This is a genomic window from Paenibacillus sp. JNU01, from assembly GCF_059130585.1.
In genome coordinates, this window is sequence record NZ_CP169723.1 from 1,881,418 (window position 1) to 1,904,952 (window position 23,535).

The window sequence follows — 23,535 nt, forward strand, 5'->3', positions numbered from 1 at the left end:
GTTTTCAGACCATTTTATTGAACTCCTTGCGAAGTCTTTTAATGATTCTTTTTTCGAGACGAGAGATGTAGGATTGGGAGATTCCAAGTAGATCTGCTACGTCCTTTTGTGTCTTTTCTTCCCCATCCGTCAAGCCAAAACGAAGCTCCATAATCATTCGCTCACGCTCCGTTAATTTTTCCAGTGCCTTGTGCAAAAGTTTTCGGTCTACCTGCTCTTCAATATTCCGATAGATTGTATCGTTTTCTGTACCCAGTACATCCGATAATAATAGTTCATTTCCATCCCAATCAATGTTAAGGGGTTCATCAAAAGAAACTTCAGTTCGGATCTTACTATTACGTCTCAGGTACATCAAAATTTCATTTTCGATACACCGTGAAGCATAGGTTGCCAGTTTGATTTTCTTTTCCGGGTCGAATGTATTAACTGCCTTAATCAGTCCGATGGCTCCAATGGAGACCAGATCTTCAATATTGATTCCTGTGTTCTCAAACTTGCGTGCGATGTATACCACCAGACGCAGATTGCGCTCAATGAGCATCGCGCGAATGGCCGAGTCTCCCGAAGATAATTTTTGCAGTAAAAATTCTTCTTCTTCCCTTGTCAAAGGCGGCGGAAGTGCCTCACTTCCCCCGATATAATAGATCTCTTCACTTTTGAGTCCCAACAAAAATAACAGACGGTAATATTGCAGCTGCGCCACCAGTTTCCATTTCACAAGCATGTACGTTCCTCCTATACCACATTCAGCGGCTTTTCTGTTGCTCCCGCAGAGAGAGCCGTAGACTGCGCAGAAGCAGCGTCTTGCACAAGTTCAGGATGAATCACGGCCTGATATTTCCCATCCGACGACAAAACACCTCCATCCAGCCCAATGAGTACCCTTGTCGTCTCATAACATGTTTCCCCCATCGTCACCTTCACCCGGTCCGGCTTCATTGCCAGCATAAACGCAGTGCCTTTGTTAATGCCTCGATAGGGCACTAGCCGCAGTCGATCCTGCCACTGAAAACTTTCCTGATCAAGCTCCAGAATAAGATTGTCCGGCGCCTCGTCCTTGAATCTACCCTTCCACGAAGCAGGTAACATGTCTTGCCACAACGAAACCTCCATCACCATGACTGGCATGCGCGATAAGGGATCCGTAAGTTGATTGCCCGTATCCAGAAGGCCTGTACAAGAAATGACTACCTCATCGATGCAGACCTCAACTTTACCCAAATAGGTCGTCATGCGATCTGTTTTCCGTTTTGAGCTCTGCACAGCTTTGAATACAAACAGGACAGCAAAGAATACGATAAACGTGAACCAGAAGGCAATCTTCAGATCAAATGACATCCCGCCAGAAGCCGTGAACCAAATGCCGTTAAACAGCTCACCGGAGCTCTGAAGCATGTAATGCACACCCAGAATACCTCCGGCAGCGACAAAATTAATCACATAGAAGGTACCGAGCGTCCTCGTAAAAGCCTGCAGACCCTTAAAACCAAAAGCAATCGTAAGCATGACCAGCGAGAACCCGAACTTGATCAAAAAAGTGAACATAAAATCAAACTCCGGTACAAACATCATAACCACGTATAATGCGCCCACAATGGCTGACAGCAACCATCGCCACCAAACCAGCTTCGTTTTTCGCATCCAGGCGGTCATGCCGATGAGTGCACCGTCAATACACAGGTTTGTCAAAAAAATAAGATCCACATACACAACCAAACTCTTCACCTGCCTGCGCGCAACATATCGAAATACCGGTATCCCGATATCCTGATATTCATGAGCATATTCACAAGTATACGGAGACCCCTGTTCAAAGTCTGTCTAATCATGGGGGTGTGTTTCCAACTTTTTTTGTCGGAATTGCTCAGCCCTTTTGTTCAGAATTTGTTCAATGCTGTATGCTATGATATTTAAAAAAACAGAAAAACCCGGTCGCTCCATAAGGAGTACCGGGTTATCCATAATTTGATTTGGGTATTAATCGTTATTATTATTGCGTGAACGATTGCGTAAAAATGTCGGAATATCCAGCTGATCATTGCTCGGCTGATTTCCGAACGGACGCAGATTCGGCGAACGTGTATCGGTTGTCTCCGTTGTTGCCGGAGCTGGCTTACGTCCTTGTGGAGGTGGAGCAGGTTTGTCTTCGAAACCAGTTGCGATAACTGTAACCTTGATCTCCTCTTTCAAGTCTTCATCGATGATGGCACCAAAGATCATGTTTACTTCCGGATCGGAAGCAGAAGTTACGATCTCTGCCGCTTCGTTCACTTCATACAGGGACAGATTAACGCCACCCGTAATGTTCATGATTACGCCGCGAGCACCTTCAATGGATGTTTCAAGCAAAGGACTCATAATGGCTTTGCGTGCTGCTTCTGCCGCACGATTCTCACCTGTTGATTCACCAATCCCCATAAGAGCAGATCCACGTTCATGCATAATCGTTTTGACGTCAGCAAAGTCAAGGTTGATTAGACCCGGTACAGCGATCAAATCCGAGATACCTTGTACCGCTTGACGAAGTACATTATCCGCTTGACGGAATGCTTCAAGCATCGGTGTCTTTTTGTCTACAATTTCGAGCAACCGATCATTCGGAATAACGATCAGCGTGTCCACTTTTTCCTTGAGAGCTTCAATACCTTGCTCTGCATGGCTGGAACGTTTACGTCCTTCAAATGTAAATGGGCGAGTTACGACACCCACTGTAAGTGCACCGCACTCTTTAGCGATTTCAGCAATAACCGGAGCCGCACCTGTACCTGTACCACCGCCCATACCGGCTGTAACAAATACCATGTCTGCACCTTTCAACGTGTTCATGATCAGATCGCGCGACTCTTCCGCTGCTTTTTTACCTACATCCGGGTTGGCGCCAGCGCCAAGACCACGAGTCAATTTATCACCGATTTGCAATTTATGCTCGGATTTCGCCAGGTGTAATGCCTGAGCATCCGTGTTCACCGTAATAAATTCAACACCTTGTACACCATTTTCAATCATACGGTTGACTGCATTGCTTCCGCCGCCGCCTACACCGATGACTTTAATTTGAGCCAAGCTCTCCATCTCGAAATCAAATTCCAACATATTATTCCATCTCCCCCTCAATGTGCATGGATGGCCCGTCCAATTTTTGCTTTGAACCGAATCAATTTCATATATCGACGAACGAAAGCGTTTATGTTAGTACCAGCGCATTCAGACGGCTTCAAGAATGTATGAAATGGATCCAACCTGTTATATAAATTCACTGAACATATTCTTCAGCCGTTCGAACAGACCAGGTTTTTGCTCCGATTCCTGTGCCGTATTTGGCTTCGGACGGTTGGTCGGTTTCTTATTATTATTATTGTTATTGTTGTTATTTCCACCGCCGTTATTGATCGAGGGACGAATGCGCAAACTGCGAATTACACTGTGCAATATGCCGACTCCGCTTGTGTAGCCAGGGTCACGCACACCAATGTAATCCGGAACTGCAACTCGTACTGAAGCCGCAAGCTCATGCTGAGCGACCTGCAGAACCCCAGGCATAGAGACCGTACCTCCCGTTAGTATATAACCTCCAGGAAGCTCATTGTAACCAAGACGCTTCACTTCTTGAGAGATCATCTGGAATATTTCCTGAACCCTAGGTTCAATAATAGCCGCCAGATCCTCCTGTGAAAATTCCTTGTCTACATTACTGCCGATTCGGGTTACTTTGAACATCACATCCGCAGCAGCATCATCCAACCAGGCGCATCCGTATTTCAATTTCACCTTCTCCGCCTGATCCGTCAACGTGCGTAAGCCATAGGCGATATCATTCGTTACGAATTCCCCACCAATAGGCAATGTTGATGTTGCAACAAGACTGTCTTCTTCAAAAATGGCGATGGTTGTTGCGCCTGCTCCAATATCCACAAGCACTGAACCCATCGTTTTTTCATCTTTGGACAAAGCCAGTTGACCCGCTCCGAGCGACATGAGAACCAGATCGCTTACTTTCAGACCCGCTTTTTCCACGCAGCGCAAAAGATTATGTATCGCGGTTTTTGCACCCGTAATGATCGTTGCTTCAACTTCCAGACGAACACCAATCATTCCACGGGGGTCCTGTATGCCCTCCAAGCCATCTACAACATATTGCTTGGCGACAACATCAATAATTTCCCGTTCCGGCGGAACTGCAATTACTTCGGCTGCTTTCAACACCCGTTCCATGTCTTCTTCTCCGATTTCACGATCCTCGTTAGAAACAGCCACGACACCGTGACTGCTCATCAGTCCGATATGATTTCCCGAGATTCCAACATACACTTCGGATATTTGAATACCCACCATACGTTCTGCATGATCCACTGCGTTGCGGATCGACTGCACCGTCTGATCGATATCTACGATTACACCTTTGCGAATTCCCTCCGAGTCGGCAGATCCAACTCCTATAATATTAAAGGTTCCATTATTCATTTCCCCAATAATAGCGCGAATTTTGGATGTACCGATGTCCAAACTAACAATGATGTCATTGTTGCTCAAGTCTGTGGCACCTCCTGACTCCAATAGTAAATTACGTTCGAATTTAAACACTCTTAAAACATATTCAACACACTTCAGGCTTTCCCTCTTTTTTCTACAATGTTTTTGGGTGTCAAAATCTGGTTGCGAGACATAAAACCTTGAAGAAAAAAGAAGGAGGCAACTCATGTGCCATAAGTTCAAGTGTATCATTTTTTCTTCATCTCAGAAAGAACAAGTTTCATTGCTCTGACGGGGCCCAACCCCCGACCAGCCTAGGCTTTCATATTCAGTACAGCCTCATCATGGCAAAGGTCAAGGGCTTGCTCCTGGCTCAGCATCATCTTCCGGGTCATCCGGGATGAACGGGACATAGGTATCTGCCTCAAGCATGGTGATTTTCCCAGGCCGTTCGGTCTCTATCACCTGATTTAGATATTCCACTTTATCCGATAAAAGAGATACGGTCGTAATCACTTCAAACTGTGATTTGGTATACATCCGAATCTGATCCGGAAATGAAGGCGTTGGGTTCGGAATAATTTCCGAAATATCCGTCGTCAATTCATTCGGGATTTTAGCCAGTGTCTGACTCAGTTTGGCTTTGAGTGGATCATCAGCCTTCCATTGAGTCAATATGGGCTTCTCCACAGCAACACCAATTGTAGCCGGAACCGTCAAGCTTGTTCCATTGGCCAAAATCGCTTTAAGTGTACCGTCAGAACCAAGCTCATACGCAACGGTGTCATATTCCTGAACCTTGATATGGATAATACCCGGAAATTGCTTGTCCACGGTAACAGTTGAAATGGCCTTGTTGGTCTTGAGACGCTCAATCACCTCGGCAGTACTTGTCCCAAAAAATTGATCGCCTTCTTTCAGACCACTTTTCTCCAGTAGCTCTGAAGTCGCTGTATATACATTACCCGTAATTTCTATTGCCGAAATCCGACTCATGGAAGAACGAAAGAATAATACAGCGAGCAATACAATAAATAGTAATAAGAGAATAATTACAATTCTACGGCTTGTGTTTCCTTTTGGCCGATTCTTCTTCAGAACCGGAATTTGACTTTTAGGCATAAGTAGCGCTCCACAAAGCCTCAGGTCCCCTCCCTTCAAGAAGGGGACTCCAAGGACGTTAATTGGCAAAATCCAACTGTTTTGAAACGGGTGACTGTCGCTCAACCGATGCTCCAAGACTTTGGAATAACTTCTCGATCTGATCGTAGCCCCGGTCAATATGATGCACTTGCTCCACAACCGTTTTGCCTTGAGCAGCCAGACCAGCAATGACCAGAGCTGCACCTGCACGAAGATCGGTTGCTTCTACTGTAGCCCCGTACAGACGGGGAACACCACGGATAAATGCTGCGTTCAGATCGACTGAAATATCAGCCCCCATCACATTCAGTTCATCCACATGTTTGAACCGGCCCTCGAATACCGTTTCCTTCATCACACTGAATCCGTCTGCCAGACTGAGCAGCACCATGATTTGCGATTGCAAATCTGTCGGAAATGAAGGATACGGAGAAGTCACAATACGGTCTACTGATTTGGGACGGCTCATACAGCTCACCGTCATTATATCATTGCAGACTGTGATTTGAACACCAGTGCGCTTCAATACATGTATAAGTGAAGTAAGATGAGCAGGATTGCAGTGTGTAAGCGTAACATTGCCACGTGTTGCTGCTGCTGCAATCATCACAGTTCCGGCAACGATTCGATCCGGTATAATTTCATAGGAACAAGGCTTCAGTTTCTCAACGCCATTGATCGTAATCGTATCCGTTCCTGCACCAATGATACTTGCACCCATAGCATTCAGAAAGTTTTGCAGATCCTGTATTTCAGGTTCTCTTGCCGCGTTGCAAATGGTTGTCGTCCCTTTAGCCAGAACGGCTGCCATCATGATATTCTCGGTTGCTCCCACACTCGGGAAATCCAAAAGAATATCTGTACCCACCAGATTGCGGCCATGGCAGATAATCTGTTGGTCCTGCTCTTCAATCAAAGCTCCGAGCGCTTCCAGGCCCCGGAGGTGAAGATCAATTTTGCGTTCTCCGATGGCACAGCCTCCTGGCTGATACACTGACACATGCCCAAACTTAGCCAGCAATGGTCCCATCAAAAAAATGGAAGAGCGCATCTGCTTCATTAGATCTTCTGGCACATCATATGACCGAATCTGCGAGGTATTAATGGTCACTGTTCCCTGTTCATGCCGACACGTGCATCCAAGCCGTTCCAGGATATACAGCATCACTTCAATGTCCAGCAAGTGTGGAACGTTATGCAGTGTAACTTCTCCATCTGCCAACAAACTTGCGGCCATAATCGGTAAAGCGGCATTTTTTGCTCCATGGATGCGTATGGATCCTGAGAGGGGTTTCCCGCCTTCAATCACCAATTTGTCCAATGTATCACCTCCGGGGTTTACCGTTCACCCACTACGAAGACTTCCGGTACCAGGTTAATACCGTTTTGAGATGATATAGTGCTCTGAATCTGCTGCATTAGGGTGATAACGTCCTCTGCTGTTGCTTGGCCTGTATTGACAATGAAATTGGCATGCATGGTGGATACCTGTGCGCCTCCCTGATTCATGCCTTTGAGCCCTGCTGCTTCAATCAGACGGGCTGCATGATCACCCGGTGGATTTCGGAATACACTGCCTGCACATGCCATCTGCAGTGGCTGTGTGCGTCGTCGGCGATCTTTGTAAGCTGCCATGGTTTCCGAAATGACTTTGCGTTCTCCATGCTGGAGTTCAAATGTAGCTTCCAGCACGATGCCTCTCCGATCATGCAGAACAGAGTGGCGGTAAGCAAAATCCATGTCCTCCTTGCTGTAACGTACCAATTCCCCTGTCTCCAGTACAATCTCAGCGAATTTGAATATCCGTGACACATCCGATCCATGAGCACCTGCATTCATGTATACGGCTCCACCGACAGTGCCGGGGATACCGCTGCCGAATTCCAGACCGGTCCATTCCTTTTTGGCAGCAACCACACTGAGTTTAACAAAAGAATGTGCTGCTCCGGCAGTTACACCACCTTCGTGAAATTCGGCATAATCAAAGCCATCGCCTGGTTTCACAACAACACCACGTATTCCTTTGTCTGACACCAGCATGTTTGAGCCCCGTCCAAGTTGCATCCACGGAATCTGAAACTTGTGAAGCAATTGAACGAGATTCATCATCTGCTCTTTATTCTCGGGAATGACCAGTGCATCCGCAGGACCGCCGATCTTCCATGTGGTGTATTTGGCTAGCGATTCGTTTTCAAGAACTCTGCCAACATTATTCTGGGATAGTAACGACATCCACTGGTGCATGTTTGCTTCCTCCTTTACTTCCAAACCGATGAGCACGGTATTCTGTTGTTGCTAAAGAACGTGCTCTGGCGCCATGGAACGATGGTCACGATTTATACGGTATCTTATGTCAGCCCCGTCTTGTGTGTGACAATCGCCCACAAACGCACTTTACCGGCGTGCAGCAAGACGCTGAATTTCATGAACAAGCACTTCAGCAGCATCGGGTTTACCCAATTTCCGGGAGGCCTCAGCCATTCGTTTTCGTCCCAATTCATCATTCATAATTTTGGCGATGGCTTCATACAGAACTTGGCCTGTAAGATCCTTCTCCAGCATCGTGAGTGATGCGCCCCCACCTTCAAGCGTACGTGCATTGGCTTCCTGATGATTGTTAGTCACGTTAGGCGAAGGAATCAGAATGGAAGGAATGCCCAGTGACGTAATCTCCGCAAGGAATGATGCACCTGCGCGGTTTACAATCAAGGATGTACAGGCAAGCACCTCAGGCATATTATGCACGTAAGGCAAGACATGCAGATGGTTTGGCATCGTACCCAATGAGCTGCGAATGGCTTCACGCGTTTCATCAAAATAGGTATCCCCTGTCACATAAACCACATGTACATCGTCCAGTTGTTCCAGCATTGGCGCCATGTCCACCATGGCCTGATTGATTGCTTTTGCCCCTCGACTGCCACCAACCACAAGAACAACACGGCTGTTCATCGGTACACCTAACGTGGCAAAACCACGATCACGGCTAGCCTGGGCTACCGTAGTCGCACGTGGATTACCGGTGTAGATCACCTTTTTCGCGCCAGAAAACGATTTTTCAGAATCTTCAAAGCTAACTGCAACCGTGTCCACATACCGCATCAAAAATTTGTTCGTCAGACCCGGGATGGCGTTCTGTTCATGAATTATACTCGGAATTCCCAGTTTTGTTGCTGCATATACCACAGGTCCACACACATATCCACCTGTACCTATCACAACATCCGGTTTGAATTCCTTCAGCATTTTTTTGGACTTGCGTACACCTTGAATGAAACGCATGACCGTTTTCAGGTTGTCGATGGACAGTTTCCGTCGAAAGCCGGTAATATCAATGGATTTAAAAGGGATATTTTCCTGGGGAACCAGCTTGCTTTCCAACCCTCTGGTTCCTCCAATGTATAGAAATGTCGAGTCCGGGTTCTCCGCCTCGCATTGTCTTGCTATGGCAACGGCCGGATAGATATGTCCACCCGTACCGCCACCGCTTAGAACGACTCGCATCGCATAGTCACCTCGCATAACGGGATAAATTCACTAAAATGCCCAGTGCTGTGAGCATGAGGGTCAATGATGATCCGCCGTAGCTGATCAAAGGCAAGGTAATGCCCGTTACAGGCATCATGCCAATGACAACACCAATGTTAATAATGACCTGTACGGCGACCATACCTACGATACCCACACCAAGCAGACTGCCAAAGGCATCCGGCACAGTCATGGCTACACGCATTCCTCTCCACACCAGCACCAGAAACAACAATAATACAATCATTCCACCGATAAAGCCGAGTTCTTCGGCCAAAATACTAAAAATAAAGTCCGTTTGCGGTTCAGGTACATAACTGTACTTCTGCCGGCTCATACCCAGTCCCAATCCCGCCAGTCCACCCGGACCAATTGCGTATAAGGATTGAATGATCTGATATCCGGCACCCAGCGGATCGGACCACGGGTCCAAAAACGCTGTGATACGCTGTAACCGATAGGGAGCTGCCGCGATCAATGCTGCAAATCCGGCTACACCACCAAGAGCAAGCAAACCCAGATGTTTCATTCGTGCTCCGGCTGTGAAAATAATAAGCATCGATGCACCCATCATCACCGTGCCTGTCCCCAAATCAGGCTGGAGCATAATAATACCAAAAGCCAAACCAATCAATCCCAGCGGTGGCAGAAGCCCCGTTGTGAAGGTCTTAATTTTGCCCGGTTCCTTGCTCAGCCAGTGAGCGAGAAACAGAATCATGCCCAGCTTCATGAATTCTGAAGGCTGGATACCGAACGAGCCTATGCCCAACCAACTTCGTGCACCGCCGCGAACCACACCGATCCCAGGAATGAGCACCGCAATGAGCATAATAAAACAGGCAATCAATATCGGCTTGGCATATTTCCTCCACACCCGGTAGTCTACGTTAGCGGTGACGAACATGGCCATAAGCCCAAGCACCGCAAACAGGGCCTGTCTTTTAACGAAATAAAAAGAATCGCCATAGTCATGAAAGGCAAGCACCGAGCCCGCACTATATACCATTACGATGCCGATGGCAAGCAATGCCAAAATACTAATCAGCAACCAAATATCTGGTGCTGGTCGCGTCTGTTTCATCAGGAGGCCACCCCTTGCATGGAAGTAGGGGCTTTTCCACCCCCCTACTTACAAGTTATGCGCCGCCTCTTTAAAAATGCGTCCCCGCTCTTCATAGGAAGCAAACATGTCCCAACTTGCACATGCCGGAGATAACAAAACGACATCACCGGCACTGGCAAGCTTCGCTGCTTCCTGCACAGCAACGGTTAACGTCCGGGCAGCGTCCTCCTCATTATCGACGACCTTAATTTGCTTTAATCCGGCAAGTTCCGCGACCTTGGCAATTTTTGTCCGTGTCTCTCCAATTGCAACGACAGCTTTTACCCGTTCCTGGAACAAGGGCAACAACTCCATCATGTCTGATCCACGATCTAGCCCACCGGCAATCAATACGACCGGTTCCTTGAACGAATTCAGAGCCATGACCGTAGCTTTCGAATTGGTTGCTTTGGAGTTGTTGTAGTATGCAGAGCCATTATGCTCCAGGACATATTCAAGTCGGTGTTCAACTCCCTTGAAGTCTGCGAGCGGTGCAGCCAGCACCGCAGGATCAGCTCCTGCCGCTACCGCAATGGCTACAGCAGCCAGTGCATTTTCAACATTAAATCGCCCAGGAAGGCCAATATCCTCGATGTCGATAATGATGTGGTGATCTCCGTTTTCATCTGCGTAGATAACCTGACGCTTCACATCGTCCTCATCTCCATCCACATAAGGAGGATCTGCATACACACCTGTATCCAATTTCTCTGTCACTGAGAAGGGGATCAATCTGCCTTTGATGTAAGGAACCAGACCACGACATACCGCATCATCCCAATTCAGAATGGCTACGTCGTCAGGCTGCTGATTGGCGAACAGTTTGGCTTTGGAAGCCACATAATCATCCATGTTCCCGTGATAGTCCAGATGTGTCTCTGCAACGTTAAGTAAGCTGGCAATCCGGGGACGGAAATCAACCGTTCCTTTGAGCTGGAAACTGCTAAGCTCAACAACCATCCAGTTATCTGGAGAAGCTTGCTCTGCCGCTTCACAGAGAGGTGTTCCTATATTACCGGCAACGATCGGTTTGAGGCCGGCATGTTCCAGCATTTTGCCCACCCAAGTGGTCGTTGTGGTCTTGCCGTTGGAGCCCGTAATCCCGATCATGGGTGCAGCACATAGATGATAAGCAACCTCGACTTCGGTCACCACTTCAATGCCCAATGCCAAAGCTTGCTGCACAGGAGCTGCACGGTATGGGATACCCGGATTTTTGACGACCAGCTTCACATCACTATGAATCAGATCGTCCGGATGTCCTCCGCATACAACAGAAATTCCCAAAGCCTCCAATTCGGAAGCTTCGGGACATTGATCTCTCTCTTTTTTGTCATTAACTGTAACTTTCGCTCCGGCGCGATCTAGCACTTTGGCGACCTGTACGCCGCTTTTGGCCAATCCGAGCACGACTACTTGTTGTCCGCGATATGATTCAGGATGGTTCATGATCTACAACCCCTTGTTGAGATAAAGTCCAAGAGCGGCCAAAATTGCGCCTACCGCCCAGAAGGTAATAACAACCCGCCATTCCGACCAACCACTTAATTCAAAGTGATGATGAATGGGGCTCATTTTGAATACACGTTTGCCACGAGTCTTGAATGATACCACTTGAATAATAACAGACAGGATCTCGATGACAAAAATACCGCCAATGATGACAAATAAAAGCTCTGTTTTAGTTACTATCGCTACCGCACCTATGGCACCGCCAATGCCCAGAGAACCCGTATCGCCCATAAACACTTTGGCTGGATGTGCATTGTATACCAGGAAACCGAGCACGGCTCCAATCATCGCTGCTGCACACACTGCCGCCGGCATCGACGTGGCTTGCATCGCCACAATGGCAAATGCGCCAAAGGCAATCGCACTTACCCCTGACAGCAACCCATCCAGACCATCGGTAAAGTTAACCGCATTGGTAATGGCAAGCATCATGAATACGACAAACGGATAATAGAACCATCCAGTCCAGTCGAACGAGACTGACGTACCCGGAATAGAAATGGCTGTACTGTGTCCATTCTGAATCAGCAAGAAACACATCACTGCACTGAAGAACAACTGGCCCAGCATTTTTTGTCTGGCCGTCAGTCCCAGGGAACGTTTGAACACAATTTTGATGTAATCATCCAGGAAGCCAATCAGCCCGAATCCCAGCGTAGCCACAAGCAAGACATAAAAGTCTGTATTCTTGACAGCCGAAAATTTCAAAAAGGCCAATGTGAACGCAACTAAAATGACGACTCCACCCATTGTAGGTGTTCCGCTTTTTTTCAAATGGCTCTGAGGCCCATCTTCCCTAACTTGCTGTCCGAATTTCATGCGTCGTAACAGCGGAATCAGGAGCGGTGCGGCAATCACCGCCAGAATAAATGAAACGCCGATTGTTAACAGTAATACCTGAAAATCCATGGGTTCACCCCTCTAGTCTACTCGATTCTGTAATGTTGCCATTTGTAGTGCTTCGACCACGTCCTCCAGCTTCATGCCCCTTGAGGCTTTAAACAAGACAACGTCTCTGGGATGTAGTTTCTCCAGTAGATAACGGGTCATTTCTTCTTTATCTATAAAAGCATGCACAGCCTCTGCCGGCATATGCTTTCTTGCTCCTTCGGCAATATGCGCTGATAGCGGGCCGTATACGAGCACCATGTCCATTTTGGCAGATGTAATATACGCTCCAATTCCAAAATGAAGGTCCTGCTCCTGAGGACCAAGTTCAAGCATATCACCAAGCACAGCCACTTTCATGCGGTATCCTTTCAGACCCTCTAGTACATCGATTGCGGCCTTCATGGAGGTAGGACTTGCATTGTATGCATCATTCAGCAGGGTTAGACCACTAACACCTTGAGTAACCTCAATACGCATGCCTGTCAATTTCAAGCGAGACAACCCAGCGGAAATCTGCTCCGTTGTCACTCCAAAATGACGGGCTACAGCCAAAGCAGCCAGACAGTTAACGACATTATGCGTTCCTAGAAGAGGGAGTGTAAATGCATGTTCTCCAGACTGTTTGGTGGTGAAAACGACTCCGCTCTGCGCATTCATAAGTCCGGTAGGATAATCATCATTATCGGTTTGCAGACCAAATGTAAACCGCTGCAAACCATCGGGTTGTTTCGTTGCGGGCTCTTCAAGAACTTGTGCAATTAAAGGCTCGTCTCCGTTGTAGATCAGTAATCCGCCAGGCTTCAGTCCCGCGGCAATCTCGGCTTTGGCTCTGGCAATCTCCAGTCTGGACCCCAGCTGAAGCAGATGAGATTCACCAATATTGGTAATGATCGCTACATCAGGCTGAGCAATAACCGACAGATCGTTAATTTCCCCGCGACCACTCATACCCATCTCCAAAATGATAATCTCCGTATCCGGGGCCATACTTAATACGGTCAGTGGTAGACCAATGTGATTATTGAAGTTGCCTTGTGTCTTATGCACTTTGAATGTAGTTGAGAGAATCGCATCCACGATGTCCTTCGTTGTTGTCTTGCCGTTGCTGCCTGTAATGCCAACAACAGCTGCTTTATTCTCCGTTAGATAAGCCGATGCGAGTGCTTGCAGTGCGACAAGTGTGTCATCCACCACAATGACAGCTCCTTGTGGTGGAATACCATGATCCTTTTGCCAGATCGCCCCTGCGGCACCCTTCTCTAAACAATCTTGCACAAACTCATGTCCGTCAAACCTTTCACCCACTAGCGGGATAAACAAACTGCCTTCCAAGGGTTTACGCGAATCGGTAAACACCCCTTCAACCGTTACATGGCCATGAGCAGCAGCGTCACTTAATGTTCCTCCACACATCTCGGCCAATTGTGCCAATGTTCTTTTTATCAATTGGATTTGCCCCTTATCGCTTCTTTGGCTATGATTCGGTCATCAAAATCGGTTTTGGTTGTGCCGATAATCTGATAGGTCTCATGACCCTTGCCCGCAATCAATACTACATCGGCTGGGCTTGCCATTTCAATAGCTTCATGAATCGCCTGGCGCCGATCCACAATCATCGTATAACGTTCAGCAGGAACAGATTCTTCAATCAGGCCCTGTTCAATGTCTTTGAGAATCAGATCCGGATCTTCTGTCCGTGGATTATCGGAAGTAACCAGTACATAATCACTATACTTCGCAGCAATTTTCCCCATGAGAGGGCGTTTGGTACGGTCCCTGTCACCACCACAGCCAAACACGCAGATTACACGTCCTTCGGCAAACTCCTTCACCGTCCGTAACACATTCTCCAGTCCATCCGGTGTATGGGCATAATCGACAATAACAGCAAATGGCTGTCCTTCGTCCACTCCTTCAACACGTCCATCCACACCCGGAACCGTCTCCAGACTGCGCTTGATCTCTTCCAGCGGAATACCTTCCACCAGTGCTGCAGAGATTGCTGCCATGGCGTTGTACACATTGAATTTGCCTACCATGCGCAAGCGAATATCCGTGCTGCCCGCAAATGTGTCCACGTGGAAAGAAGTTCCTTGAGAAGTGATTGAGATTTGGGATGCACGTACATCGGCCTCTTCACCCATGCCATATGTAATCACTTCAGCAGCCGTCACAGAGATGAAATAATCCGCAGCTGCATCATCTGCATTGATGACCGCGAACTTACGCTGCGAAGCATCTTGCGTATAGCCGTTACCCAGCCGTGCAAAGAACAATCCTTTCGCCCCACGATATTCCTCCATGGAATGGTGGTAGTCCAGATGATCCTGCGTCAGGTTAGTGAATACCGCAGTACGGAAGTTGGTTCCCTTTACTCGTCCTTGTTCCAATGCGTGAGAAGAAACTTCCATGACACAGCAGTCCGTACCCTTCTGAACCATATCATGCAGACTGCGCTGCAGATCAAGCGCTTCTGGTGTCGTTCCTGACATCGGGTAGGTCCGACCGTCATACCGCATTTGAATGGTACCGATCAATCCTGTCTTGCGTCCATAATCACTCATGATTTTTTCAATCAAATACGTGGTTGTTGTTTTTCCGTTCGTTCCCGTAACACCAATCATATTCATCTTCTGGCTTGGCGAGTCAAAAAAGAAATCTGCCAGAACAGCCATTGCAAACCGGCTGTCCTTCACCAGCAATTGTGGTACAGGCAGATCCAGTTGCCGTTCAACCACCAATGCGACTGCACCGGAATTAACCGCTTTTTCTGCATAATCATGACCATCTACCGTATGTCCCGGAAGACAGATAAACAGATCACCCGGTTTTACCTGCCGGGAATCTGTCTGAAGGTTTTGGCATTCTGTATTTGGTTCGCCCACGAGACGGGCGGTGGTCAGCATCGATGCAAATTGTTTTAAAAGCACATGAATAACCTCACTTTTCCAATTATACTTCTGTTTTAGCATATGTCTGTATTTATTAATATCGTCAATACAGCCAAATAATGAAACGCACTTGGATGAACTTTGTTGCGCTTGAAGCCGAAACTGCTCCAGTGCACAAGTTATTCATCCTTCGTGTGATCGTGCGCATCGTTCAGTACATTCCCCATATAAATGCGGATGGTGGATCCCTGATCTACCCTTGCCCCGGGCTTGGGTGCCTGATTGATTACGTATTTACCACTGCCAGACTTGGCCAGCATAAAATTCATGTTCAGGTCTTCGTACAGATCTTCGACAGTAGCTCCTGTCAGGTCTGGAACTGTCACGATTTTGGTCTCACCGTACTTGTATTCTTTCGCGACCTGATCCTTTCGAACAGGGACATTCATATAATGCAACGCATCTTCAAGGATGTTCTGTACAATCGGGGCGGCAACCACGCCTCCGAACTGAATTCCTTTGGGATTATCCACTGCGGTATAGACCACAATCTGAGGGTCATCTGCTGGTGCAAATCCGATAAAGGATACGATATGCTCGGTTGAGGAATAACGTCCGTTGATGACCTTCTGGGCTGTACCTGTTTTGCCACCGACCCGGTATCCATCAATGAATGCTGGACGCCCTGTACCTTTGGCGACAACACTCTCGAGTGCTTCACGTACTTGCTTGGACGTATTCTCCGAGATCACCTGACGAACCAGTTCCGGCTTGGCTTCTTCCATGACTTCTCCCGTAACCGGATGGACCCATGCTTTCGTAACATATGGCTTGTAAAGTTTACCCCCATTGATGGCCGCTGACACAGCTGCTACTTGCTGAATGGGTGTTACCGATACACCTTGACCAAAAGCGGTCGTTGCAAGCTCAACAGGGCCAACTCTGGACAGTTTGAACAAAATTCCACTGGCTTCTCCGCTGAGGTCGATCCCTGTCTTGGTGCCGAAGCCAAAGTCTTTAATATAGGAGAAGAGTGACTCTTTCCCCAGCCTTTGCCCGAGGGCCACAAATCCAGGGTTACATGAGTTCTCCACCACTTGCAAGAAGGTCTGACTTCCGTGTCCTCCCTTTTTCCAGCAACGCAGGCGGGCTCCACCCACCTCAACATATCCGGGATCAAAAAATTGATCCTGTTGCAGATTGACTTTTTTCTCTTCAAGCGCTGCTGCCAACGTAATGATCTTAAAGGTGGAGCCTGGCTCGTAGGTCATCCAGATTGGTAAATTCCGATTGTAGATCTCTGCGGGATATTGCTGATAATCGGCAGGTTCGTATCCAGGCCTGCTGGACATGCCCAAAATTTCACCTGTTTTGGGATTCATCGCTATGGCCAATGCTGAGTTCGCCTGAAACTTCACCATGGCCTGATCCAGTTCTCTCTCCATGATGGACTGAATGGATTTATCAATGGTCAGCTTGAGGTTAAGGCCGTCCTTCGGTTCCACATACTTCTCGGATGAGCCCGGCATTAGCCTTCCGGCCGCATCGGACAAGTAGGACACACTGCCATTCAGACCATTCAGCTTATCATCATATTTCTTCTCGACACCCGTTAAACCCTGATTATCAATACCCGTAAAACCAAGAATATGGGCAGCCAAATCATCATAGGGATAAAAACGTTTATTGTCCTCAGCAACAACGATACCCGGAAGCTTCAAATCACGGATGCGCTGAGCTTTCTCCATCGTAATTTTGCGGCCGCCGGGTTGTAGTCGTACAATCAGTTCTCGTTTCTTGATGGTTGCCAGCACTTTTTCTTCCGTCATTCCAAGCAATGGTGCCAGTGCTTTAGCTGTCGTTTCAGCTTCTTTGACCTGAGCCGGAATGGCCATAATGGTCGGTGTTGTCACATTATAGGCCAGAGAGGTTCCATTGCGATCCAGGATCTCACCTCGCTTGGCTGAATAAGGAATATTACGCCGCCAAGATTCTTCTGCTTTTGCTGACAACTCCGGGCCTTTCCCGAGTTGTACATAAGCAAGCCTGATCATCAGGGCCGAAAATAACAAAACTAAAATCATTAAACTCCATAGCAACCTGCGCCGCAGATTTACACTTGATCCCTTCACGAAAAGATCCCCCCACTCGTCCCAAAATCATGACATTCGTTCCCTTCATGAATATTCAGGACAACCGGGGGTTAGAACAAGCTGTCAGAGCTCCCTATGGTAGCGAAGCCCCGTCTGTTGCTGGATCATCAGAGGATTTGGATTCATTGGCAGGAGCCTTGCTGTTATCTATTTCGTCTTTTTTACCTTCTCCGCCCGAAGCCTCTTGTTCTTTCACTTCAGAATCTGACGACGGACCAGAAGAGATTGGAGCCTCATCGGCTATACCTGTCACTGCCGCTTTGGCAGTTTGCAAGTTCAACTTCACGGTTCTCTGCTCACCTGCGACCTGCTCGGTTTGCTTCACGACATAGCCCTCACCTTCGACCGTTACCCCCACTTTCATGAGTGAAATTACTTCAAGGGCATCACGAAGAGATTCACCTGTTAGATCTGGAATCTTCATCTTGCTGCTTTCTTCCGTTAGCAGATAGATTCGTTGGCCTGGATTCATAGAGGCGCCAGCAACCGGATACTGCCGAATTACATTATCCCCTTGACCAAGAGTAACATAAGCAATACCTGCGCTTAGAAGTTGGCTTCTGGCCTGTTTGGCTGTCTTGCCACTCAGGTCAGGCGCCTTCGCTTGCACGACAGAGACTTCTTTTGACTTTTTGTCAGGAGTTTTGGCAGTGTCCTTCGGTATTCCCATGTATTGAAGAGTCTGGCTGACAATCTTTTTGAATACCGGAGCAGCCGCGGTTCCTCCACCGATGTTGGTTCCATCCGGTTGGTCAATGACAACAAGTATGGCAATCTTCGGATTATTCACTGGTGCAAATCCAATAAACGATACAACGTCTTTGGACTTGCTGTATTCTCCGTTAACTACCTTTCTTGCCGTACCCGTCTTACCAGCTACACGGTAACCTTCAATATAGGCATTACGACCGGTACCAATCGTTTGATCTGCAACCACTTGTTCCAGATAACCGCTCACCAGCTTGGAAGATTCCTTGGAAATCACCTGACGAACCACTTTAGGTTTGATCACTTCCGTGGTCCCATCATTCGGGTTCTTGATCTCCTTCACCAGATGTGGCTCCAGCAATTTGCCGCCGTTGGCAATCGCAGAGATAGCTGCGACCTGTTGAATTGGTGTTACCTGTACAAGACCATGACCGTAGGCTGCCGTGGCAATCTCGGATTTGTATATAAGTGGCTTGATCGGTGACGCTGACTCATTCGGCAGATCAATACCTGTCTTTTTACCAAAACCGAATTCGTCTATGTAATGACGCAGACGTTCACCACCAAGCATGTTATAACCCAAGTTAACAAAGGCAATGTTACTCGACCGTTTGACACCTTCAAGATAAGATATCCAACCATAGGCATGTCCATTATCACTAATTGGGAAACCACCGATATATATGCGTTTGGATTCGAAACTAGCATTGGGATCAAAGAGTTTTTCTTCCACAGCTCCTGCCAGCGTAACTATTTTGAATGTACTACCTGGCTCATAGATGGATTGAGTGGCATGATTGATAAAATTCTTTTGATCAGGTGTACTCCCATACGAATTAGGGTTAAAGGTTGGCCAATTCGCCATGCCTAGAATCTCCATCGTGCTCGGATCTGCTGCAATGACCGTCATACTCAGTGGATTATATTTGGCAACGGCTTCTTTCATTGCATCCTCAATGTAGAACTGGATCGTGTCATCGATGGTTAGCGTAAGGTTTTTCCCGTTCTGAGGTGGAAGATAGTTATCCTGTGAATCCGGAAGTTTGATGCCTTTGGCATCCTTTTGATAATTCAAATATCCGTCTGTACCAGTCAGTGCTTCATCATATGAGACTTCAAGTCCATTGACAGCTTTCCCGTCACGGCTCATATATCCCAAGAGGTGAGAAGCAAGTGTTTCTTCAGGGTAAAACCGCTTCGACTCTTGAGCCATGACAATGGCATTACGAGCCTTGTATTCTTCTTGTAATTCCTCACGCAGTTCGTTGACTTTTTCCGCAAGCTCAGGACTTATCTTATACCCTTCACTGCGTACTTCACGTTGCTGATAGAACTTACCATCTTCCTTTTTCGCTGTGACCAGAGCACGCATCTCACTCTCATTTTTACCAAGAAGAGCTGAGAGCTTTTCTGTCACTACATCCTGAATCCCAAGTTCATTAATTAACAGAGGGTTCACGGAAACCGTGTATGCAGGCGCATCAGTAGCCAGAACGTTACCATTGCGGTCCGTAATCGTCCCACGTGCGGCCTTAATCGTCTGTTCCCGCTCTACCAAACCGGCCGCCCGTTCCTGCCATACACCGCCATTTACTACTTGAATGAAGAAGATTCGGGTTACGAGTACAAGAAAAAAGAGGGTAATACATCCCCCTATAAGCAACGTGCGCATCTTTATTCTTTTTATCATCGGAACACCTCTTTACTTACTGCTTGCTGTATTCGAAGACGATTCAGTACCTGTTGATTTCGTGCTTGTTGAGCGTGGTACAAAAATAACATCCTTACCGGAAGCTTCGACGTAACCAAGTTGTTTTGCATTTTCGATGACCTGATTATTTAAGGTTTCTTTTTCCACCTGCAGGTCTGCAATTGTCTTCTCATACCCCTTGATATCCGTAATAGTAGCCTGGGCCTGTTTGTTCAGATCATAGATATGAGCATAACGAGACATTAAAGCTCCACCAACAAGGATAACTGCAACCAGGGTAATCAGATACAAAATCTTCTCGCGTGCCGGAAGACCCGTACGACGGGTCACCACTTTGGTGGTTTCTTTGTATCGTTGCTGGGTCACACGTTCCTGGGACGCTTTTTCTTTTACAGCGAGATTACCACGTGTATATGCCATACTCCGATTCTCTCCTCCACTCTTGATCTACAATTTCTCGGCAACGCGCAGCTTGGCTGAACGAGCACGTGAATTTTCGGCCAATTCCGTTTCCGTTGGAATTAGCGGTTTTCTGTTAACTAAACGCAGGGTACCCTTGCCGCCGCATACACACAACGGAAAATCGGGTGGACATGTACATTTTTCCAGATAACTGCTGAAAATTTGTTTACATATCCGATCCTCAAGGGAGTGGAAGGTAATAACAGATACACGTCCTCCTGGTGCCAGACAACGAACAGCCTGATGCAAGCCTTCTTCAAACGCACCCAACTCATCGTTAACGGCAATACGCAAAGCCTGAAAGCTGCGTTTGGCAGGATGTCCACCCGTACGGCGAGCTGCCGCCGGGATGCCTTCCTTAATTAGTTCCACGAGTTCACCTGTCGTCTCAATGGTGGACTGCGCTCGTTTTGCGACGATAACACGGGCAATTCTTCTCGAAAACTTCTCTTCACCATAGCGATACAAAATTCGAGCAATCTCTTCTTCTGGCCACTCATTCACAATCTCTTTGGCCGTCAGCATTGCATCCTGGTCCATTCGCATATCGAGCGGAGCATCGTGATTGTAGCTGAATCCACGTTCTCCTTCATCAAATTGCGGAGATGACACACCCAAGTCGTACAAAATACCGTCGACCTGTGGTGCACCATCCTTCATTGGCACATCCAGATCCTTAAGTACCTGTTCCAGATCTCGAAAATTGGTTTTCACCAATGTTACACGATCTCCATAGGCAGCGAGCTTCTCGCGCGCATTATCCAAAGCCCAATCATCCTGATCTAGTGCGATCAGACGTCCCCCTGGACCGAGCTTGGACGCAATCACGGAGCTGTGTCCGCCACCGCCTAAAGTGCAGTCCACGTATATACCGTCCTGCTTGATGTTTAATCCCTCTGTTGCCTCTTCTTTGAGTACGGTTATGTGGTGAAACAACCTGCACCCCTCCTGACTTTATAAATCAAAATTAAAATCGACCAGCTTTTCGGCAATGTCGTTGAATGCTTCTTCGGATTGATTGAAATAACTCTCCCATATGCCTTTGCTCCAAATCTCCACCCGGTTCGACACGCCAAGGACAACACAATCCTTGTCCAGCTTGGCATACTCTCTTAGATTGCCCGGCAGATTTACCCTGCCCTGTTTGTCCAGTTCACATTCGGTTGCACCCGAGAAAAAAAACCGGGTAAACGCACGTGCGTCAGATTTCATCAATGGCAGTGCTTTGAGCTTCTGTTCCATGACCCCCCACTCCTCCATGGGGTACACGAAAAGACACTGGTCCAAACCCCGTGTGACAACGAAAGACGGTCCCAGAGATTCGCGGAATTTGGCCGGAATGATAACCCGACCCTTATCATCAATGCTATGTTGGAACTCCCCCATAAACATTGGCCCACTCACTCCTCACCCGTTTCTCCCACTTTGCCCCACTTTCCACCACCTAAGCATAATAGATTCGCACAAAAAAATCAAAACCCTTCTTGCAATACTTGATTTTTTAATTTTTCAGCATAAAAAAACGTCTTTGATCCTGTCACTCAGGATCAAAGACGTTTCCCGTAAACGGGCAATCGTATGTCTACACGCACATGAGCCATATCATCAATAAACCATTCTATACCCTTTGAATCAATTCATCAGCTTGTAATTATTGGATAAAACTTAAAATTTCCAGCTATCCAGGTATTTTTCTTGCTCAGCCGACAAAGAGTCGATACCAATATTCAAACTTTCCAGTTTATAGCTGGCAACCTGTTGGTCAATATCATAAGGTACATTAACAACGTTTTTACCTAACTCCGCATAGTTCTCACTCACATAACGCAGGCCCAGAGCCTGCAGAGCAAACGTCGTATCCATGATTTCGGCAGGGTGACCATCTGCTGCACCTAGATTCACGAGACGACCTTCTGCAAGAAGGTACATTTTGCGACCGTCTTTGAAACGATATTCCTCAATGTTACGGCGAACTGTGCGAATCGATTCCGAACGTTTAGCCAGTTCAGGTTTGTTCACTTCAACATCAAAGTGACCTGCATTACTCAGGATTGCTCCGTCCTTCATCACATCGTAATGCTCGCCCGTGATAACATCCTTATTGCCTGTAACTGCGATAAAGAAATCACCCAATTTGGCTGCTTCCACCATCGTCATGACACGGAACCCATCCATATGTGCTTCTACCGCTTTGATTGGATCAATCTCGGTTACGATCACATTCGCTCCAAGACCTTTGGCGCGCATCGCTACACCTTTACCACACCAGCCATAACCTGCTACCACTACGTTTTTGCCAGCGACAACCAAGTTGGTTGTACGAATAATGCCATCGAATGCAGATTGTCCTGTACCGTAGCGATTATCGAACAGATACTTGCAGTATGCGTCATTAACTGCAACCATTGGAAACTTCAATTGGCCTTCTTTCGCCAATGCTTTCAAACGAATAATACCCGTTGTCGTTTCTTCTGCTCCACCGCGAATTGTTGCTGCGAGGTCAGGGCGCTCGGATGCAATAATGGTTGCAAAGTCTCCGCCATCATCAATAATGAGATCAGGCTTCACTTCAAGCGCACGCAGTTGCAGAGATTTGAATTCCGCAGGTTCCGGATTGTATTTCGCATATACGGTAACACCGTCTTCCACTAATGCTGCGCAGACATCATCTTGTGTAGACAATGGGTTACTGTGCGTAATCGTTACTTCCGCCCCACCCGCTTGGATCACTTTTGCCAAGTAAGCTGTTTTTGCCTCCAGATGAAGACATATCGCAACCTTCAAACCTTTGAAAGGCAGATCCTGTTCGAACTGGCGACGAATGCGGTTTAATACCGGCATATGTGCCTCTACCCAGTCTATTTTCAGATGACCCTCTGAAGCGAGTCCCATATCTTTAACAATACTGTTTTGCAACGCAGGTGTAGTCATTCCATATCCTCCTTGTTTATGTGTTTCTTC

The 23,535-nt window shown here is 47.4% G+C and carries 19 protein-coding genes; all 19 read right to left on the minus strand.

The annotated features are described in order from the left end of the window. Positions 1–4 precede the first annotated feature (4 nt). Complete coding sequence (gene sigE, locus NLBNIHML_RS08140; protein WP_017687308.1) at positions 5–727, minus strand: RNA polymerase sporulation sigma factor SigE; 723 nt, start codon at positions 725–727, stop codon at positions 5–7. An 11-nt stretch (positions 728–738) separates the two neighbouring features. Beyond that, entirely contained in the window at positions 739–1,719 is a 981-nt protein-coding gene (gene spoIIGA, locus NLBNIHML_RS08145) for a sigma-E processing peptidase SpoIIGA (RefSeq protein ID WP_494354141.1), read from the minus strand. Between the two features lie 261 nt (positions 1,720–1,980). Next, positions 1,981–3,096: a cell division protein FtsZ gene (ftsZ, locus tag NLBNIHML_RS08150; RefSeq protein ID WP_253439311.1), complete on the minus strand. Its 1,116-nt coding sequence runs from the start codon at positions 3,094–3,096 to the stop codon at positions 1,981–1,983. Between the two features lie 150 nt (positions 3,097–3,246). Continuing rightward, positions 3,247–4,533: a cell division protein FtsA gene (ftsA, locus tag NLBNIHML_RS08155; protein WP_339235912.1), complete on the minus strand. Its 1,287-nt coding sequence runs from the start codon at positions 4,531–4,533 to the stop codon at positions 3,247–3,249. A 294-nt stretch (positions 4,534–4,827) separates the two neighbouring features. Beyond that, positions 4,828–5,595 (minus strand): cell division protein FtsQ/DivIB, encoded by a 768-nt coding sequence (locus NLBNIHML_RS08160; protein WP_494354142.1) that lies wholly within the window; start codon positions 5,593–5,595, stop codon positions 4,828–4,830. Positions 5,596–5,653: 58 nt separating this feature from the next. Further along, a complete protein-coding gene (gene murA / locus NLBNIHML_RS08165) occupies positions 5,654–6,937 on the minus strand; it encodes a UDP-N-acetylglucosamine 1-carboxyvinyltransferase (RefSeq protein WP_339235916.1) in 1,284 nt (427 codons plus the stop codon). A gap of 17 nt (positions 6,938–6,954) precedes the next feature. Then, positions 6,955–7,860 carry a UDP-N-acetylmuramate dehydrogenase gene (gene murB, locus NLBNIHML_RS08170; RefSeq protein ID WP_253439319.1) on the minus strand — a complete coding sequence of 302 codons (906 nt, stop codon included), beginning with the start codon at positions 7,858–7,860 and terminating at the stop codon, positions 6,955–6,957. Positions 7,861–8,010: 150 nt separating this feature from the next. Beyond that, positions 8,011–9,120, minus strand: a complete 1,110-nt coding sequence (gene murG / locus NLBNIHML_RS08175; protein ID WP_339256422.1) for an undecaprenyldiphospho-muramoylpentapeptide beta-N-acetylglucosaminyltransferase — start codon at positions 9,118–9,120, stop codon at positions 8,011–8,013. Between the two features lie 7 nt (positions 9,121–9,127). Then, positions 9,128–10,225, minus strand: coding sequence for a stage V sporulation protein E (gene spoVE, locus NLBNIHML_RS08180; RefSeq protein ID WP_253439323.1), 1,098 nt, complete (start codon positions 10,223–10,225; stop codon positions 9,128–9,130). A 48-nt stretch (positions 10,226–10,273) separates the two neighbouring features. Then, positions 10,274–11,695: a UDP-N-acetylmuramoyl-L-alanine--D-glutamate ligase gene (gene murD, locus NLBNIHML_RS08185; protein ID WP_339256424.1), complete on the minus strand. Its 1,422-nt coding sequence runs from the start codon at positions 11,693–11,695 to the stop codon at positions 10,274–10,276. Positions 11,696–11,698: 3 nt separating this feature from the next. Continuing rightward, entirely contained in the window at positions 11,699–12,667 is a 969-nt protein-coding gene (gene mraY / locus NLBNIHML_RS08190; protein ID WP_278298911.1) for a phospho-N-acetylmuramoyl-pentapeptide-transferase, read from the minus strand. 12 nt (positions 12,668–12,679) lie between these two features. Next, positions 12,680–14,092, minus strand: coding sequence for a UDP-N-acetylmuramoyl-tripeptide--D-alanyl-D-alanine ligase (locus NLBNIHML_RS08195; RefSeq protein WP_339243147.1), 1,413 nt, complete (start codon positions 14,090–14,092; stop codon positions 12,680–12,682). Continuing rightward, positions 14,092–15,579 (minus strand): UDP-N-acetylmuramoyl-L-alanyl-D-glutamate--2,6-diaminopimelate ligase, encoded by a 1,488-nt coding sequence (locus NLBNIHML_RS08200; protein WP_339256427.1) that lies wholly within the window; start codon positions 15,577–15,579, stop codon positions 14,092–14,094. The genes NLBNIHML_RS08195 and NLBNIHML_RS08200 overlap by 1 nt, the downstream gene beginning before the upstream one ends. 140 nt (positions 15,580–15,719) lie before the next feature. After that, positions 15,720–17,672, minus strand: coding sequence for a stage V sporulation protein D (locus NLBNIHML_RS08205; RefSeq protein ID WP_339256429.1), 1,953 nt, complete (start codon positions 17,670–17,672; stop codon positions 15,720–15,722). 94 nt (positions 17,673–17,766) lie between these two features. Beyond that, entirely contained in the window at positions 17,767–20,091 is a 2,325-nt protein-coding gene (locus NLBNIHML_RS08210) for a penicillin-binding transpeptidase domain-containing protein (protein ID WP_494354143.1), read from the minus strand. A 12-nt stretch (positions 20,092–20,103) separates the two neighbouring features. Next, positions 20,104–20,532, minus strand: a complete 429-nt coding sequence (locus tag NLBNIHML_RS08215; protein ID WP_339235933.1) for a hypothetical protein — start codon at positions 20,530–20,532, stop codon at positions 20,104–20,106. Positions 20,533–20,559: 27 nt separating this feature from the next. After that, the gene (gene rsmH / locus NLBNIHML_RS08220; protein WP_339256432.1) at positions 20,560–21,510 is read right to left on the minus strand and encodes a 16S rRNA (cytosine(1402)-N(4))-methyltransferase RsmH; all 951 of its coding nucleotides are present in this window, start codon (positions 21,508–21,510) and stop codon (positions 20,560–20,562) included. An 18-nt stretch (positions 21,511–21,528) separates the two neighbouring features. Beyond that, positions 21,529–21,966, minus strand: coding sequence for a division/cell wall cluster transcriptional repressor MraZ (gene mraZ / locus NLBNIHML_RS08225; RefSeq protein ID WP_017687291.1), 438 nt, complete (start codon positions 21,964–21,966; stop codon positions 21,529–21,531). Between the two features lie 273 nt (positions 21,967–22,239). Beyond that, positions 22,240–23,505 (minus strand): adenosylhomocysteinase, encoded by a 1,266-nt coding sequence (locus NLBNIHML_RS08230; RefSeq protein WP_278298908.1) that lies wholly within the window; start codon positions 23,503–23,505, stop codon positions 22,240–22,242. Between the last annotated feature and the right edge of the window lie 30 nt (positions 23,506–23,535).